13 protein-coding genes are annotated in these 15,006 nt (G+C 63.1%); 7 read left to right on the forward strand and 6 right to left on the reverse strand.

What is annotated here, in order from left to right; genetic code table 11:
- The first annotated feature begins 151 nt into the window (after window positions 1-151).
- The 3 genes from ACJA3S_RS04475 to ACJA3S_RS04485 all read left to right on the forward strand — a co-directional run bounded on the left by ACJA3S_RS04475 (window position 152) and on the right by ACJA3S_RS04485 (window position 2,215).
- Window positions 152-832 carry a Fe2+-dependent dioxygenase gene (locus ACJA3S_RS04475; protein WP_406820961.1) on the forward strand — a complete coding sequence of 227 codons (681 nt, stop codon included), beginning with the start codon at window positions 152-154 and terminating at the stop codon, window positions 830-832.
- A gap of 3 nt (window positions 833-835) precedes the next feature.
- Complete coding sequence (locus ACJA3S_RS04480) at window positions 836-1,585, forward strand: tetratricopeptide repeat protein (RefSeq protein ID WP_406820962.1); 750 nt, start codon at window positions 836-838, stop codon at window positions 1,583-1,585.
- Window positions 1,586-1,678: 93 nt separating this feature from the next.
- Window positions 1,679-2,215 (forward strand): hypothetical protein, encoded by a 537-nt coding sequence (locus tag ACJA3S_RS04485; protein ID WP_406820963.1) that lies wholly within the window; start codon window positions 1,679-1,681, stop codon window positions 2,213-2,215.
- A 141-nt stretch (window positions 2,216-2,356) separates the two neighbouring features.
- Here the strand turns inward: ACJA3S_RS04485 and ACJA3S_RS04490 are convergent, their stop codons facing one another.
- Window positions 2,357-3,520, reverse strand: coding sequence for a type III PLP-dependent enzyme (locus ACJA3S_RS04490; RefSeq protein WP_170028364.1), 1,164 nt, complete (start codon window positions 3,518-3,520; stop codon window positions 2,357-2,359).
- Window positions 3,521-4,026: 506 nt separating this feature from the next.
- Between ACJA3S_RS04490 and ACJA3S_RS04495 the strand changes: the two genes are divergently transcribed.
- From ACJA3S_RS04495 to ACJA3S_RS04505, 3 genes are all read left to right on the forward strand, one after another.
- Window positions 4,027-4,512, forward strand: coding sequence for a sigma-70 family RNA polymerase sigma factor (locus ACJA3S_RS04495; protein WP_406820964.1), 486 nt, complete (start codon window positions 4,027-4,029; stop codon window positions 4,510-4,512).
- A 20-nt stretch (window positions 4,513-4,532) separates the two neighbouring features.
- On the forward strand, window positions 4,533-5,495 hold the full coding sequence (locus ACJA3S_RS04500) for a FecR family protein (RefSeq protein WP_406820965.1): 963 nt from the start codon (window positions 4,533-4,535) through the stop codon (window positions 5,493-5,495).
- A 108-nt stretch (window positions 5,496-5,603) separates the two neighbouring features.
- Window positions 5,604-8,033 (forward strand): TonB-dependent siderophore receptor, encoded by a 2,430-nt coding sequence (locus ACJA3S_RS04505; protein WP_406820966.1) that lies wholly within the window; start codon window positions 5,604-5,606, stop codon window positions 8,031-8,033.
- Window positions 8,034-8,150: 117 nt separating this feature from the next.
- Here ACJA3S_RS04505 and ACJA3S_RS04510 read toward each other — a convergent pair whose 3' ends face one another.
- The 4 genes from ACJA3S_RS04510 to ACJA3S_RS04525 are packed head-to-tail and all read right to left on the reverse strand — an operon-like array spanning window position 8,151 to window position 11,596.
- A complete protein-coding gene (locus ACJA3S_RS04510; protein ID WP_406820967.1) occupies window positions 8,151-9,308 on the reverse strand; it encodes a betaine/proline/choline family ABC transporter ATP-binding protein in 1,158 nt (385 codons plus the stop codon).
- Window positions 9,305-9,958 carry an ABC transporter permease gene (locus ACJA3S_RS04515; protein WP_406820968.1) on the reverse strand — a complete coding sequence of 218 codons (654 nt, stop codon included), beginning with the start codon at window positions 9,956-9,958 and terminating at the stop codon, window positions 9,305-9,307. The genes ACJA3S_RS04510 and ACJA3S_RS04515 overlap by 4 nt, the downstream gene beginning before the upstream one ends.
- A complete protein-coding gene (locus ACJA3S_RS04520; RefSeq protein ID WP_406820969.1) occupies window positions 9,955-10,869 on the reverse strand; it encodes a glycine betaine ABC transporter substrate-binding protein in 915 nt (304 codons plus the stop codon). The genes ACJA3S_RS04515 and ACJA3S_RS04520 overlap by 4 nt, the downstream gene beginning before the upstream one ends.
- A 13-nt stretch (window positions 10,870-10,882) precedes the next feature.
- Window positions 10,883-11,596, reverse strand: a complete 714-nt coding sequence (locus tag ACJA3S_RS04525) for an ABC transporter permease (RefSeq protein WP_406820970.1) — start codon at window positions 11,594-11,596, stop codon at window positions 10,883-10,885.
- A gap of 558 nt (window positions 11,597-12,154) precedes the next feature.
- Here ACJA3S_RS04525 and ACJA3S_RS04530 point away from each other — a divergent pair.
- The gene (locus ACJA3S_RS04530) at window positions 12,155-13,738 is read left to right on the forward strand and encodes a peptide chain release factor 3 (protein WP_170028373.1); all 1,584 of its coding nucleotides are present in this window, start codon (window positions 12,155-12,157) and stop codon (window positions 13,736-13,738) included.
- Window positions 13,739-13,875: 137 nt separating this feature from the next.
- Here ACJA3S_RS04530 and ACJA3S_RS04535 read toward each other — a convergent pair whose 3' ends face one another.
- Entirely contained in the window at window positions 13,876-14,955 is a 1,080-nt protein-coding gene (locus ACJA3S_RS04535; RefSeq protein ID WP_406820971.1) for a polyamine ABC transporter substrate-binding protein, read from the reverse strand.
- Window positions 14,956-15,006: the final 51 nt, after the last annotated feature.

Below are 15,006 nucleotides of genomic sequence, written 5' to 3' on the forward strand. Positions count from 1 at the left end.
GGTTACCATTCGCGAATAATTTACAAACTTTACAATTTGCCTTTACGGTTTCATCCGGTTGTAGCGTCCTGCCGGATGGATAGGGCTTGTGAAGCGCAAAAGGGAATCAATATCATTGGGCCCTCTTTCTGTTGCCAATGGTGCTGACGCCATGCTGCTTCACATCCCCGGCCTGTTCGACGCCGATGAACTGGCCCGTATCCGCGAGGCGCTGGAGCAGGCCGACTGGGCTGATGGCAAGCTCACGGCCGGTTACCAGTCGGCCAAGGCCAAGCACAACCTGCAGCTGCCCGAAGGCCACCCGCTGGCCAAGGAGATCGGCAATGCGCTGATCGAGCGCCTGTGGAAAACCCCGCGGTTCATGTCGGCGGCCTTGCCGCACAAGGTGTTCCCGCCACTGATCAACTGTTACCGCGAGGGCGGGAACTTCGGTTTCCACATCGATAATGCCCTGCGCCAGCCCAAGGGCAGCCCGGAGCGGGTGCGTACCGACCTGTCCTCGACGTTGTTCCTCAGCGAACCGGAAAGCTACGACGGCGGCGAACTGGTGATTCAGGACACCTATGGCGAGCAGCAGGTCAAGCTGGCCGCCGGTGACCTGGTGCTGTACCCGGGCACCAGCCTGCACAAGGTCAACCCGGTTACTCGTGGCCAGCGTTACGCCGCGTTTTTCTGGACCCAGAGCCTGGTCCGCGAGGACAGCCAGCGCGCCTTGCTGTTCGAGATGGACAATGCCATCCAGCAATTGACTGCCGATGTGCCGGACCATCCTGCGTTGCTGCAGCTGACCGGCACCTACCACAACCTGCTGCGCCGCTGGGCGGAGGTCTGAGACGTGTCCTACCCGTTGCGACGTGAGGAAGTGCTGGATGTGGCCGGGTTGCAGGCCATGCTCGAAGAACGTCCTGGCAAGGCCGCCCAGGCGATCCTGGCGGCGGCGGGGCAGGGCGTGGTCGAGGCCCAGTTGCTGTTGGGGCAGATCCTGCTCGACGGGCGGGGTATCGAAGCGGATGCCGGTGTGGCCCGGCGCTGGTTTGGCATTGCTGCCCAAGGCGGCAGCGCCATGGCGCATAACATGCTGGGGCGGTGCCTGGAGCATGGCTGGGGTGGCAGCATAGACCTTGCGCAGGCTGCCATCCACTATGCCCGGGCAGCCGATGCAGGGCTGGACTGGGGGCTCTACAACCTGGGCAACCTGTTGGCCACCGGCCGTGGCATACCGGCCAACCAGGCGCAGGCGCTGCTGTGTTACGAGAAGGCCGCGCACATGGGGCATGCCAAGTCGATGAACCTGTATGGTCGCTACCTTGAACAGGGCATTGCCACCGCGCCCAGCCCGGCGCGGGCGGTACGCTGGTATCGGCGGGCGGCCGAGGCGGGGGATTTCCGCGGCATGTTCAGCCTGGGCCTGGTGCTGGTCGAACGCGGGCAGATGGTCGAGGCCGGGCGTTGGCTGGAGCAGGCTCGGGTCGAGGGCAACATGAACTTCCTGCGCAGTGCGCTGGCGACCTTGCAGGAGGCGGGGCCGGTGCTGATGGCTGTTGCGGCGCGCTATGCCGAAGAGATCGAACGGCGCGGGGCGTGAGGTTGCGTGTGCCTGTGACCGGGCCGGTGTTCCATATTATGCCCAATATGTATGCCCGCCATGCTTGCCAGCCCACAAACTGAGGGCATGACAATGTCATTCATTCAAGAGCGGTCTTTTATTGCCACACTCAACTCCACTACGCCTGGCTACGAGGGCATTCTTGACTCCGTCGAGTGCAAAACGGTCCCTGCTTCGCGCTGTAACAGCTGGCTCACTGTGAGCTCAGAGCTCTCCGTTGCTACGCAGCAGCGGTTCTGGTTTGGTTACTACGAAGGTTCCAACCCCGGTTACAGGATCATGACCGTGGAATCGGAGGAGGGTGCGTCCCATAAAGATACCTGGGATCTGGGCAGCGGAAATTGCGTGGGCTACTACCCGAAAGTATCCAAGCCGTTGTTGTGGCGCATCTGGGTGGATGGCCGGGCGCTGGCGATGCCAGAGGTCACTGATTATTCGGGAGTGACGATGGCTGCAGTAGGTAGTGTGCCGATAGGGGTGAGTAATTGTTCCTCCGTGGAGGACCGCTATGTAAGCGCAGGTGCCGTGAACAAACTGATCATGCTTATGCGCGTCTCCGAGGTGAATGTGCCAAGCTTCGATAGTTTTTCGATGTTCCGTCGCCGCTAAGCGATAGACAGGAAAAGAGCCAGGCGCTGTGAGAACCGCGTGTCGGCATGGCCCTTCGAAAAAATGCTCCCTATCGCGAAATAGGGAGCATTTTTCATTTTTGCCTGCCACCCCGGAAAATCTCCCAGGGGGTGGGCAGCATTACAGGTAGTAAGCCTTCAGCGGCGGGAAGCCGTTGAATTCCACCGCGCTGTAGCTGGTGGTGTAGGCGCCGGTCGACAGCCAGTACAGGCGGTCACCGATTGCCAGGTTCAGCGGCAGGCCGTACTTGTAGTGCTCGTACATGATGTCGGCGCTGTCGCAGGTCGGGCCGGCGATGACCACTTCTTCGGTTTCGCCTTTCTTCTCGGTCCAGATCGGGAACTTGATGGACTCGTCCATGGTTTCGATCAGGCCGGAGAACTTGCCCACGTCGGTGTAGATCCAGCGCTCGACAGCGGTGCGCGACTTGCGCGCCACCAGCACTACTTCGCTGACCAGGATCCCGGCGTTGGCAATCAGCGAACGGCCCGGCTCGAGGATGATTTCCGGCAGGTCGTCACCGAAGTCTTCCTTGAGGAAGCGGATGATTTCTTCGGCGTAGGTTTCCAGGCTGTTGGTACGGGTGATGTAGTTGGCCGGGAACCCGCCACCCATGTTGATCAGCTTCAGCTCGATGCCGTCTTCGTCCTTCAGGCGTTCGAAGATCACCTTGACCTTGGCGATGGCGGCATCCCACACGCTGATGTCGCGCTGCTGCGAGCCCACGTGGAAGGATATGCCGTACGGCACCAGGCCCAGGTCGCGGGCGAGGATCAGCAGGTCCATGGCCATGTCGGTCTGGCAGCCGAACTTGCGCGACAGCGGCCAGTCGGCAGTGGTGGAGCCTTCGGTAAGGATGCGCACGTACACTTTCGAACCCGGTGCGGCCTTGGCGATGTTGCGCAGGTCGGCTTCCGAGTCGGTGGCATACAGGCGCACGCCCTTCTCGTAGAAGTAGCGGATGTCCTTGGACTTCTTGATGGTGTTGCCGTAGCTGATGCGGTCGGCGCTGACACCGCGGCCCATTACCTTGTCCAGCTCGTAGATCGAGGCGATGTCGAAGCTCGAGCCTTTATCCTTGAGCAGGTCGATGATCTCGACGGCCGGGTTGGCCTTGACCGCGTAGTACACCTTGGCGAACTCGAAGCCGGCGCGCAGGTCGTCATAGGCCTGGCTGATCATCTGGGTATCGATGAGTACGAACGGGGTTTCCTGCTTGTCGGCGAACGCCTTCATCTTCTGGAAGGTGTCACGCGCGAAATAGTCTTCGACCTGGATCGACATGCTCAGGGACTCCATGGGCAAACTGAAAGATTAAGTGGCTGCAAACTGAACGTCCTCCGTATCCCCACTTTGGTTCGCCTACTCAGTACTTGAGCCGGATGGATCGTTTCCAGCATGGACGTTCGGCGCGCACTTTAGGGCGTGAAGAATGCAGAATCAACAGGCAATCCGGGCGTGATCGACGCGGATCGACGACCAGCCATTTGAATAACCGACTGGTGTGACCGGCTGATGTTCCCCAGCGTGTTTCAAGCGTAAAAAATAGTGGAATAGGCTGGGTTGGCCCCTTCGCGGCCGTGCCCGCTGTCACAGGCATCGAGCGCTTCAGGCAGCAACGGGTGTGCCTGCCATGAGCCTCAGGTGTTCATATTTATGGCCACATGTCCCTGGCACGTCCGTACCGGAAAAAGACGATAAATTTTTTGTTACCGACTGGCGGAATTGCCGGTTTTGATGAGAAACATTACTATTCGCACCCTCATCCGCCTCCCTGACGACCACCGACCGTGTCCGGACCCAAAGGCTTCCTCGACCACTACCAAGAGCTGATCGGCACCTGGACGCGCAAGCTGCGCAGTCGCCAGCAGGCCGAGGACCTCGCCCACGATGCCTTCGTCCGGGTCCTGGAAAGCCCGGGCGAGCAGGTCGAGCAGCCGCGTGCCTACTTGCACCAGACCGCACGCAACATTGCCGTGGATGGTTTTCGTCGCGAGGACCGGCGCCAGGCCCTGGAGCTGCAGGCCTGCGACGAAAGCCCGGCCGCCAGCGGCGACCCCGAGGCCTACGTGCACGCCCTGGAGCTGGCCGACAGTGTCGAGCGGGCGCTGGCCGAGCTGCCGCTCAACTGCCGCCAGGTGTTCATCTGGCAGAAGCTCGAAGGCCGCACCCAGGCGGAGATCGCCGCGCGCATGGGGTTGAGCAAGAACATGGTCGAAAAGTATATGATCCGCACGCTCCGGCATCTGCGTGAGCACCTGGATGTGTCGGCATGATGAGTCAGGAGACCTTTTCGATGGGACAGCACGGTAGCGAAACCGTCCGCGAGCAGGCGGCCGCATGGTTCGCCCGCGTGCAGGATGCGCCGCGGGATGCCGGGCTGCAGGCGCAGTTGCAGGCCTGGCTGGAGGCTGACAGGCAACACCGTGACGAGTACGAGCAACTCGCCCGCCTGTGGCAGGCCGCCGATTTCATCCCCCGCCAGCGCCTGGAAGCGCTGGCCCGGCCAGCCTCGGTACCCCAATTGCCACGGCGGCGCCTGGTGCGCATGGCGTTGGCCGCCACGCTGGGCGCCGTGGCGGTGGGGCTGGGCTGGGGCGGCTGGCAGTACCAGCAGTTGAATCACCAAGGCAGCCTGCAGACTGCCTTCAACGAACGCCGCCAGGTCGAATTGCCGGATGGTTCCTACCTTGAACTCAACGGCAGCAGCCATGTGCAGGTCGCGTTCAGCGCCGGCCAGCGTCATGTCCGGCTGATGGCGGGCGAGGTGATGTTCACCGTCGCCCACGACAGCGGCAGGCCGTTCGTGGTCGACACTGCCCAAGGCCGCGTGACGGTCACCGGTACCCGTTTCGACGTCCGTCAGGACTCGGCCAGCACCCGCGTGGCGGTGGAGCAGGGTTCGGTGCGCGTGCAGGGCAAGGGCGCTTCGCTGGCACAGCTTACCGCTGGCCAGGGCTCGCACATCGACGCCCAGGGCCAGGTGGCTGCACCCTATGCGGTGAATGCCGCCGCGCTCACGGCCTGGCGCCAGGGCAAGCTGGTGTTCGACAACGCCACCTTGGCCGAGGTGGTGGCGGAAGTTTCCCGCTACCGCAGCCAGCCGCTGCGGGTCGCCCCCGGCAAGGTTGCCCAGCTGCGCCTGTCCAGCACGTTCCGCACCGACGACAGTGACGCCTTGCTGCGCGCCTTGCCGAGCATCCTGCCGGTGGCCATCAAGGCCCATGCCGACGGCTCCAGCGAAATAATCGCGAAATAGATTCAGGTTTTTTTCCGCTCGTTCGTCTTCCCCGCCAGCTGCAACTGCCAAGCATTTCCATTTGCATGCAGTTGGCGTTTATTCGGTATTCCAGGAAGTTTCGACGACGTGAACAACAACAAGCCCTTCCCACGCTTGCGCGCCTTGGCCTTGACCCTGGCAGTCAGTGCCGTGGCCGCCGGCAGCCAGGCCGCAGAAACTGGCAACACCCTCCAGATCCAGGCACAACCGTTGGCTTCGGCACTGAACCAGCTGGGTCAGCAGAGCAACCTGCAGCTGTTCTTCAGCCCCGAGCTGGTGGCCGGCAAGCAGGCCCCGGCGGTGTCCGGCCAGCTGGCGCCCGAGCAGGCGCTGCAACAGTTGTTGCAAGGCAGCGGCCTGACCTACGAAATGTCCCAGGGCACCGTGGTGCTCAAGGCGGCCCAGGCCGATGGCACTGCCACACCTGGCAGCCTGGAGCTGGCGCCCACCGACATCAAGGTGGTGGGTGACTGGCTGGGCGATGCCCAGCAGAGCGTGGTGCAGAACCACCCCGGGGCGCGGACCGTGGTGCGCCGCGAAGCGATGGTGGAGAAGGGCGCGATGAACGTGCGCGATGTGCTGCGCGGCATCCCGGGGGTACAGGTGCAGGACTCCAATGGCACCGGCGGCAGCGACCTGTCGCTGAACGTTGGCGTGCGTGGCCTGACTTCCCGCCTGTCGCCGCGCTCCACGGTACTGATCGATGGCATCCCGGCCGCGTTTGCGCCGTACGGCCAGCCGCAGCTGTCGATGGCCCCGATTTCCTCGGGCAACCTCGACAGTATCGACGTGGTACGTGGTGCCGGCTCGGTGCGTTATGGCCCGCAGAACGTCGGCGGGGTGATCAACTTCGTGACCCGGGCGATCCCGGAAAAACCTTCGGCAGAGCTGGCCACCACCCTGGAAACCTCCCAGCATGGCGGCTGGAAGCACACCGAGTCGGCGTTCGTCGGCGGTACGGCGGACAACGGCATGGGCGTGGCGCTGCTGTACACCGGGGTAAATGGCAATGGCTACCGGGAAAGCAACAATGGCAATGACATCGATGACGTCATCCTCAAGACGCACTGGGCGCCCACCGAGGTCGACGAGTTCTGGCTCAATTTCCATTACTACGACGGCCGTGCCGACATGCCGGGCGGCCTGACCCAGGCCCAGTACGACAGTAACCCGTACCAGTCGCTGCGCGACTACGACTACTTCACTGGCCGACGCAAGGATGTCTCGTTCAAGTGGCAACGCCAGCTCGACGAGGCCACTCAGTTCGAAGTGCTGACCTACTACACCGACAGCTTCCGCGGCAGCGCCATCGCCTCGCGGGACATGAAGACCCTGTCGACCTACCCGCGCAACTACCATACCTTCGCCATCGAGCCGCGGCTGTCGCGCATCTTCTTCGCCGGGCCGACCACCCAGGAAGTCAGCGTGGGTTACCGTTACCTGAAGGAAGCGATGCGCGAACAGTCGACCCGCCTGGGCCTGGTCGACAACGTGCCGACCCCCGTGCCGGGCTCCGACGGCCATGTGTTCCAGGACCGCAGCGGCGGCACCGAGGCCAGCGCCTACTACATCGACGACAAGATCGACGTGGGGAACTGGACCATCACCCCTGGCCTGCGCTTCGAGCACATCAATACCGACTGGCGCGACCGCCCGGTGCTCGGTGCCAACGGCAAGCCGGTGGCGGAGAAGAACCGCAGCATCACCAGCAACGAGCCGCTGCCGGCACTGAGCGTGATGTATCACCTCTCCGATGCGTGGAAGCTGTTCGCCAACTACGAGACCTCGTTCGGCAGCCTGCAGTACTTCCAGCTGGGCCAGGGCGGTACCGGCAACAGCACGGCCAATGGCCTGGAGCCGGAAAAGGCCAAGACCTACGAAATCGGTACGCGCTATGACAATGGCGGTTTCGCCGGTGAGCTGACAGCGTTCTACATCGACTTCGACGATGAGCTGCAGTACATCAGCAACGACGTGGGCTGGACCAACCTGGGCGCGACCAAGCACCAGGGTATCGAGGCCTCGGTGCGCTATGACCTGGCCGGGCTGGACCCGCGCCTGGACGGGTTGTCGGTGAGCGGTGGCTACACCTATACCCGCGCGACTTATGAAGGGGACATTCCCGGCTTCAAAGGCCGTGACCTGCCGTTCTATTCACGCCAGGTGGCCACGGCCGGGGTGCGCTATGCCGTCAACCGCTGGACCTGGAACCTGGATGCCTATGCGCAATCCAGGCAGCGCGCGCCGGGGACCGGGATCAATGCCGATGGCAGCTTCAATGGTGACTACATCACCGAGCCGAGTGCCGATGGGCAGTATGGCGACATTCCCGGCTATGTGACCTGGCATGCTCGTGGCGGGTATGAGTTCGGACCGGAAATATCCAACCTGAAGTTGGCGGCGGGGGTGAAGAACCTGTTCGACAAGCAGTATTTCACCCGCTCCAGTGACAACAATGCCGGTATCTATGTAGGTGAACCGCGCACCTTCTATGTGCAGGCCAGTGTAGGGTTCTGAGCCGAGATCGCCGGGGCCGCTTTGCGGCCCATCGCGACACAAGGCCGCTCCAGGGGAACGCGATCTCCTGTAGGAGCGGCCTTGTGTCGCGATGGGGCGCAAAGCGCCCCCAGCAATCTAGGAGGCCACCGCCTCAGCCGGCGAAACGATGCTGGTCTTCGCCCCCCGCGAGCGCCCCGAGCTCAGGTAAGCCGCAATCGACTCCTGCGTCACCTCGCCCAGGAACACCTGCCCGGCATCCAGCACCGGCAGCCACGCCCGGTTGAACTCGTACATCCGCGACAGCAGGATGCGCAAATGCTCATCATGCGAAGCCGTGGCGTTGAACGGCCGCAGGAAGTCGCCACAGGTCCCTTGCTGGCGATGCATGTCGCGCCGGCGCACGTAGCCCAGCGCCTTGTTCTGCCCGTCGGTCACCACCACGTAGCGGCGGTCGTGCTCGTCCAGCAGCTCCAGCGCATCGCTCACCGGCGTCTGTGGGCTCACCGATGGCGCGTTGTCCGCCGCATCCTCCGCACGCACCAGTAGCAGGCGCTTGAGGGTACTGTCCTGGCCCACGAAGTTGCTGACGAACTCGTCCGCCGGGTGCGCCAGCAGGGTATCCGGATGGTCCAGCTGCAATAGCTTGCCGGCACGGAAGATGGCGATCTTGTCGCCCAGCTTGATCGCTTCGTCGATATCGTGGCTGACCATGATCACGGTCTTGTTCAGGGCCCGCTGCATCTCGAAGAATTCGTTCTGGATCAGCTCGCGGTTGATCGGGTCGACCGCCCCGAACGGCTCGTCCATCAGCAACACCGGCGCTTCGGCAGCCAAGGCACGGATCACGCCGATACGCTGCTGCTGGCCGCCGGACAGCTCGCGCGGGTAGCGCTGCAGGTACTGCTTGGGCTCCAGCTTGATCATGTGCATCAGCTCGCGGGCGCGTTCGTGGCACTTTTGCCGGTCCCAGCCGAGCAGGCGCGGGACCACGGTGATGTTCTCCTCGATGGTCATGTTCGGGAACAGGCCGATCTGCTGGATCACGTAGCCGATGTGCCGGCGCAGGGTCACTTCGTCGAGCCCGGTGGTGTCCTCGCCATTGATGAACACCTGGCCAGAGGTGGGCGTGATCAGCCGGTTGATCATTTTCAGCGTGGTACTTTTGCCGCAGCCCGAGGGGCCGAGGAACACGCAGATCTCGCCTTCGTTGACGGTAAGGCTTACCGAGTCGACGGCTTTGACGTCCTTGCCGTTGACGTTGAAGGTTTTGCTGAGGTTCTTCAGTTCGATCATGGGCGCAGTCCTTCTGGAGTCAGGGCACGTTGCAGGGTTTGCAGGAGCAGGTCGGCGACGATCGCCAGCAGGCTGACCAATACCGCACCGACCAGCAGCATCGACATGTCGCTGCGGCTGATGGAGGTGAGGATGAGCACGCCCAGGCCGCCAGCGCCGATGGTGGCGGCAATGGTCATGACGCCGATGTTCATCACCACTGCGGTGCGCACGCCGGCGAGGATCACCGGCACCGCGATGGGCAGCTCGACCATGCGCAGGCGCTGGACGAAGGTCATGCCGATACCGCGCGCGGCCTCGCGAATGCCGGGTTCGACGTTGGTCAGGGCGAGATAGGTGTTGCGCAGGATGGGCAGCAGCGAATAGAGGAACACGGCGGTGATTGCCGGCAGCGGCCCCAGGCCCTGGCCGAACTTCGAGTAGAACGGCAGCAGCAGGCCGAACAGGGCGATCGAGGGGATGGTCAGCAGCACCGTGGCGCTGGCTTGCAACGGCCCGGCGACGGCGGGGAAGCGGGTCATCAGGATGCCCAGCGGCACGCCGACGAGGATGGCCAGGCCGACGGCGACGCCCACCAGCATGATGTGCTGCCAGGTGAGTTGCAGCACCTGGGCCCAGTCCAGGTGGCTGAAGGTATCGATCAGGTTCATGGCTGGCCCTCGCTGTTCAGTGGGTGCTCGCGCAGAAAGGCTGCCGCTACGGCGGTCGGGTTCTGGTGCTCGACATCGACCTTGGCGTTGAGCTGGCGCATGGTTTCGTCGTCCAGCTGCTCGGCCAGTGGCTTGAGCAGGCTGGCCAGTTGCGGGTTGGCGTCGAGCACGGCCTTGCGCACCACGGGCGCGGCGGTGTAGTCGGGGAAGTAGTGCTTGTCGTCTTCCAGCAGCTTGAGCTTGAACGCGTTCAGGCGGCCGTCGGTGGTGTACACCAGGCCGGCGAACACCTGGTTGTTGTGCATGGCGGTGTAGACCAGGCCAGCGTCCATCTGGCGGATGTTGGCGCGATCCACTTGCAGGTCGTACATCGCCTTCAGGCCGACCAGGCCATCCGGGCGGTTGGCGAACTCGGTGTCCAGGGCCACCAGGTGGTGGCTGTCGCGCTCGCTGCGCAGCACCTGGTTGAGGTCGCTGATCGAATTGACCTGCGGGTAGGCCTCGGCAACCTGCCTGGGCAGGCCAAGCGCGTAGGTGTTGCTGAACTTCGACGGGGTCAGCCAGACCAGGCCCTTCTGCGCATCCAGCTGCTTGACCTTGGCATAGGTGGCGGCCGCGCTGGGCATGCGTTGCTCGACATGGTTGTACGACACCAGCGACACGCCGGTGTACTCCCACATCAGGTCGAGCTGGCCGGTCTCCTGGGCCTGGCGCGCGATATTGCTGCCAAGGCCACTGGTGACACGCACGTCAAAGCCGTTGGCGCGCAGGTATTGCGCGGTGATTTCGGCGAGTACGGTCTGTTCGGTGAACACCCGCGCGCCGATGCGAATCAGCGGTTTTTCCGCTGCCTGGGCAAATCCTGCGAACAGCAGGGCCGCGCCCAGCAGCAAGGCGATTTTCTTGTTCATCGGTTCCCTCTCGTTATCCGGCCAGGCCGCGTTCCAGCCAGCGCTTGCTGGCGAAGCTCACCGCGGCATCCAGCGCCAGTGCCAGCAACGCGGTGCAGGCGGCACCCAGCAGCAGCTGTGGCTGGTTGTTCAGGGCGATGCCGGGGAAGATCAGGCTGCCCAGGCTGTTGGCGCCGATCAGGAAGGCCAGCGGTGCGGTGCCCACGTTCAACGCCAGCGCCACGCGCACACCGCCGACGATGATCGGTACGGCATTGGGCAGTTCCACCTGCCAGAGTTGCTGGCGCGGGGTCATGCCGATGCCGGTGGCGGCTTCCTTGAGTGCGGCGGGGACGTTTTTCAGGCCCTCGTAGGTGTTGCGCACGATGGGCAGGAGCGAGGCGAGGAACAGGGCGAAGATCGCAGGCCCGGCGCCGATGCCCAGGATACTGAGCGCGATGGCCAGGACGGCCAGGGGAGGGATGGTGTTGCCAACGTTGAACAACTGCATGAAGCGTTCGGCTTTGTCGACCCGTTGCGGTCGACTCAAGGCAATGCCGGCGGGGATGCCCACGGCCAGCGCCGCCGCCATCGAAGCCAGCACCAGTACCAGGTGCGCTTGCAGGTAGAACCCGAGATCGTCGCGATAACGGGCGATCGTGTCGATGCCGATCCAGTGGACCAGCAGGGCCAGGATGACGAGCACGGCGGCCCATCCCAACAGCCCTTTTCCGTAGCGTTCAGCCACAGGCGGACTCCTTGTGTAGTCGGCGAGCACACTTCTAGGTTGCCGGCCAGTCCTGGCGGCGGGTGGTGTGTTCGCGAGTAGCAGCGTGAGGCAACCGCAGGCTGCGCTCAGGCCATGAGCCGAACCCCGTCGGGCTCGAAAATGCTGATGAAATCAACCCCTCAACCGAAGCGGGTTGCAGAGGCATGGACGTCTCCGTGGCGGTAAAGGTTCCCATCTGGGGCGGCATTTGGCCAGCGGTAATCACTGCCCCTGCGGAAATTTGACGAGAAAAAAACAGTGGGTTGATGCGCTGTAGGCGTTGAAGCAACTGCCCTGTGGCCATTTGTCGTGATAAAGCGATTGCCTGGCGAACTTGTGCTGTCTGGACGGGCCCTTTCGCGGGTAAACCCGCTCCCACCATGACCGCACCGCATTCGATACCTGTGCAGTACCTGTGGGAGCGGGTTTACCCGCGAAAGGGCCGGTACAGGCACCACGCATTCCTCAGGTTTTGGTCCCGGCCCAACTTCGGGTATGATATCGCCCCTTTTTAATCCCCCAGTCAGGCGATTTCCCATGACCAACCAGGCCGCCGAAGTCGCGAAGCGCCGCACTTTCGCAATCATTTCCCACCCCGACGCCGGTAAGACCACCATCACCGAGAAGCTGCTGCTGATGGGCAAGGCCATTGCCGTCGCCGGTACCGTGAAGTCGCGCAAGTCCGACCGCCACGCCACTTCCGACTGGATGGAGATGGAGAAGCAGCGCGGCATCTCCATCACCACCTCGGTGATGCAGTTCCCCTACCGCGAGCACATGATCAACCTGCTCGACACCCCCGGCCACGAAGACTTCTCGGAAGACACCTACCGCACCCTGACCGCGGTGGACTCGGCGTTGATGGTGCTCGACGGCGGTAAGGGTGTAGAGCCGCGTACCATCGCCCTGATGGACGTGTGCCGCCTGCGCGACACGCCGATCGTCAGCTTCATCAACAAGCTCGACCGTGACATCCGTGACCCGATCGAACTGCTCGACGAGATCGAAGCCGTACTGAAGATCAAGGCCGCGCCGATCACCTGGCCGATCGGTTGCTACCGCGACTTCAAGGGCGTGTACCACCTGACCGGCGACTACATCGTGGTCTACACCCCGGGCCACGGCCACGAGCGTACCGAGGCCAAGATCATCCAGAAGCTGGACTCGGACGAAGCTCGCGCCCACCTCGGCGACCAGTACGACGCGTTCGTCGAGCAGCTGGAGCTGGTGCAGGGTGCCTGCCACGAGTTCAACCAGGACGAGTTCATCAATGGCCAGCTGACCCCGGTGTTCTTCGGTACCGCGCTGGGCAACTTCGGTGTCGACCATGTGCTCGACGCGGTGGTCGACTGGGCGCCGCGCCCGCTGAGCCGGGTCGCCCACGAGCGCACCGTGGAGCCTGTGGAAGAGAAGTTCAGCGGCTTTGTGTTCAAGATCCAGGCGAACATGGACCCGAAACACCGCGACCGCATCGCCTTCATGCGCATCTGCTCCGGCAAGTACGAGAAGGGCATGAAGATGCGCCACGTGCGTATCAACAAGGACCTGCGCATCGGCGATGCGCTGACCTTCTTCTCCTCCGAGCGTGAGCAGCTGGAAGAGGCCTACGCCGGCGACATCATCGGCCTGCACAACCACGGCACCATCCAGATCGGCGACACCTTCACCGAAGGCGAGGCGCTGGGCTTCACCGGTATCCCGCACTTCGCCCCGGAACTGTTCCGCCGGGTGCGCCTGAAGGACCCGCTGAAATCCAAGCAGCTGCGCCAGGGCCTGCAGCAGCTGGCCGAAGAGGGGGCGACCCAGGTGTTCTTCCCCGAGCGCAGCAACGACATCATTCTCGGTGCGGTCGGTGTGCTGCAGTTCGACGTGGTCGCCAGCCGGCTGAAGGAAGAGTACAAGGTCGAGTGCGCCTACGAGCCGATCACCGTGTGGTCGGCCCGCTGGATCACCTGCGACGACAAGAAGAAGCTCGAGGAATTCCAGAACAAGGCCATGGAAAACCTGGCCATCGACGGAGGCGGGCACCTGACCTACCTGGCACCGACCCGGGTCAACCTGTCGCTGATGGAAGAGCGCTGGCCGGACATCAAGTTCCGCGCTACCCGCGAGCATCACTGATTTCGAGAGCTTGCTCCTGATTTTCAGGGCCTGCTCCTGCCCCTTGTGGGAGCGGGTTTACCCGCGAATGCGTCGGTAAACTCACCATCGCATTCGCGGGTGAACCCGCTCCCACAGGGACCGTGTTAAGGCCGAAATCAATTCCCGGCCTTGATACTGGTCCAGATCCGCGTGCGAATACGGTCGATCTTGGCCGGCATCGCCTCCAGCGCATACAGCTTGCCCATTACTTCCTCGCTCGGGTAAATCATCGTATTACCCTTCATCGCCGGATCCACCAGCCCGTCCGCCTTGAGGTTGCCGTTGGCGTACTGCACATGGTCGCTGATGTTGGCCATCACCTCTGGCTGCAGCAGGTAGTTCATGTAGGCATACGCAGCCTTCTCGTCCGGTGCATCGGCCGGCATGGCGACCATGTCGAACCACATCGGCGCGCCTTCCCTGGGGATCGAATAGCCCACTTTCACCCCGTTTTGTGCTTCTTCGGCACGGTTCTTCGCCTGCAGCACATCCCCCGAGAAGCCCACCACCACGCAGATGTCGCCGTTGGCCAGGTCACCGGTGTATTTCGAGGAGTGGAAATAGCTGATGTACGGGCGCACCTGCATCAGCAGCGCCTTGGCCTTGTCGTAGTCCGCCGGGTCCTGGCTGTGGTGCGGCAGGCCGAGGTAGTGCAGGGCGATCGGCAGCAGTTCGGGGCCGTTGTCCAGCACCGCGACGCCGCAGCTTTTCAGCTTGCTCATGTTTTCGGGCTTGAAGATCAGGTCCCAGGAATCCACCGGCGCATTGTCGCCAAGCACGGCCTTGACCTTGTCGATGTTGTAGCCGATGCCGGTACTGCCCCACAGGTAGGGGAAGCCGTACTGGTTGCCCGGGTCGTTGACTTGCAGTGCCTTCAGCAGCACCGGGTTGAGGTTGTGCCAGCCGGGCAGTTGCGCCTTGTCCAGGCGCTTGAGGGCCTTGCCCTGGATCTGCCGGGCCATGAAGTGGTTGGAAGGGAACACCACGTCGTAGCCGGAGTTGCCGGTCATCAGCTTGCCATCGAGGGTTTCGTTGCTGTCGTACACGTCATAGGTGGGTACGATGCCGCTGGCCTGCTGGAAGTTCTTCAGCGTGTCGGGGGCAACATAGCTGGACCAGTTGTAGATCTTCACCGTTTCGGCGGCGCTGGCCACGCTGGCAGCCAGCATCAGGGGGGCGAGAAGGTGCGTGCGCATGTCGGGTTTACCTTGCTTTGTCTGTTGTTATCGAAGGCAGGCGATCAGCGG

The organism is Pseudomonas sp. KnCO4 (assembly GCF_045344305.1).
Taxonomy (GTDB): domain Bacteria; phylum Pseudomonadota; class Gammaproteobacteria; order Pseudomonadales; family Pseudomonadaceae; genus Aquipseudomonas; species Aquipseudomonas anuradhapurensis.

Coding starts and splice junctions, on each gene's coding strand:
- ACJA3S_RS04475 (WP_406820961.1), top strand. CDS start 152: ATGCTGCTTCACATCCCCGGCCTGTTCGACGCCGATGAACTGGCCCGT.
- ACJA3S_RS04485 (WP_406820963.1), top strand. CDS start 1,679: ATGTCATTCATTCAAGAGCGGTCTTTTATTGCCACACTCAACTCCACT.
- ACJA3S_RS04490 (WP_170028364.1), bottom strand. CDS start 3,520: ATGTCGATCCAGGTCGAAGACTATTTCGCGCGTGACACCTTCCAGAAG.
- ACJA3S_RS04500 (WP_406820965.1), top strand. CDS start 4,533: ATGGGACAGCACGGTAGCGAAACCGTCCGCGAGCAGGCGGCCGCATGG.
- ACJA3S_RS04510 (WP_406820967.1), bottom strand. CDS start 9,308: ATGATCGAACTGAAGAACCTCAGCAAAACCTTCAACGTCAACGGCAAG.
- ACJA3S_RS04515 (WP_406820968.1), bottom strand. CDS start 9,958: ATGAACCTGATCGATACCTTCAGCCACCTGGACTGGGCCCAGGTGCTG.
- ACJA3S_RS04520 (WP_406820969.1), bottom strand. CDS start 10,869: ATGAACAAGAAAATCGCCTTGCTGCTGGGCGCGGCCCTGCTGTTCGCA.
- ACJA3S_RS04530 (WP_170028373.1), top strand. CDS start 12,155: ATGACCAACCAGGCCGCCGAAGTCGCGAAGCGCCGCACTTTCGCAATC.
- ACJA3S_RS04535 (WP_406820971.1), bottom strand. CDS start 14,955: ATGCGCACGCACCTTCTCGCCCCCCTGATGCTGGCTGCCAGCGTGGCC.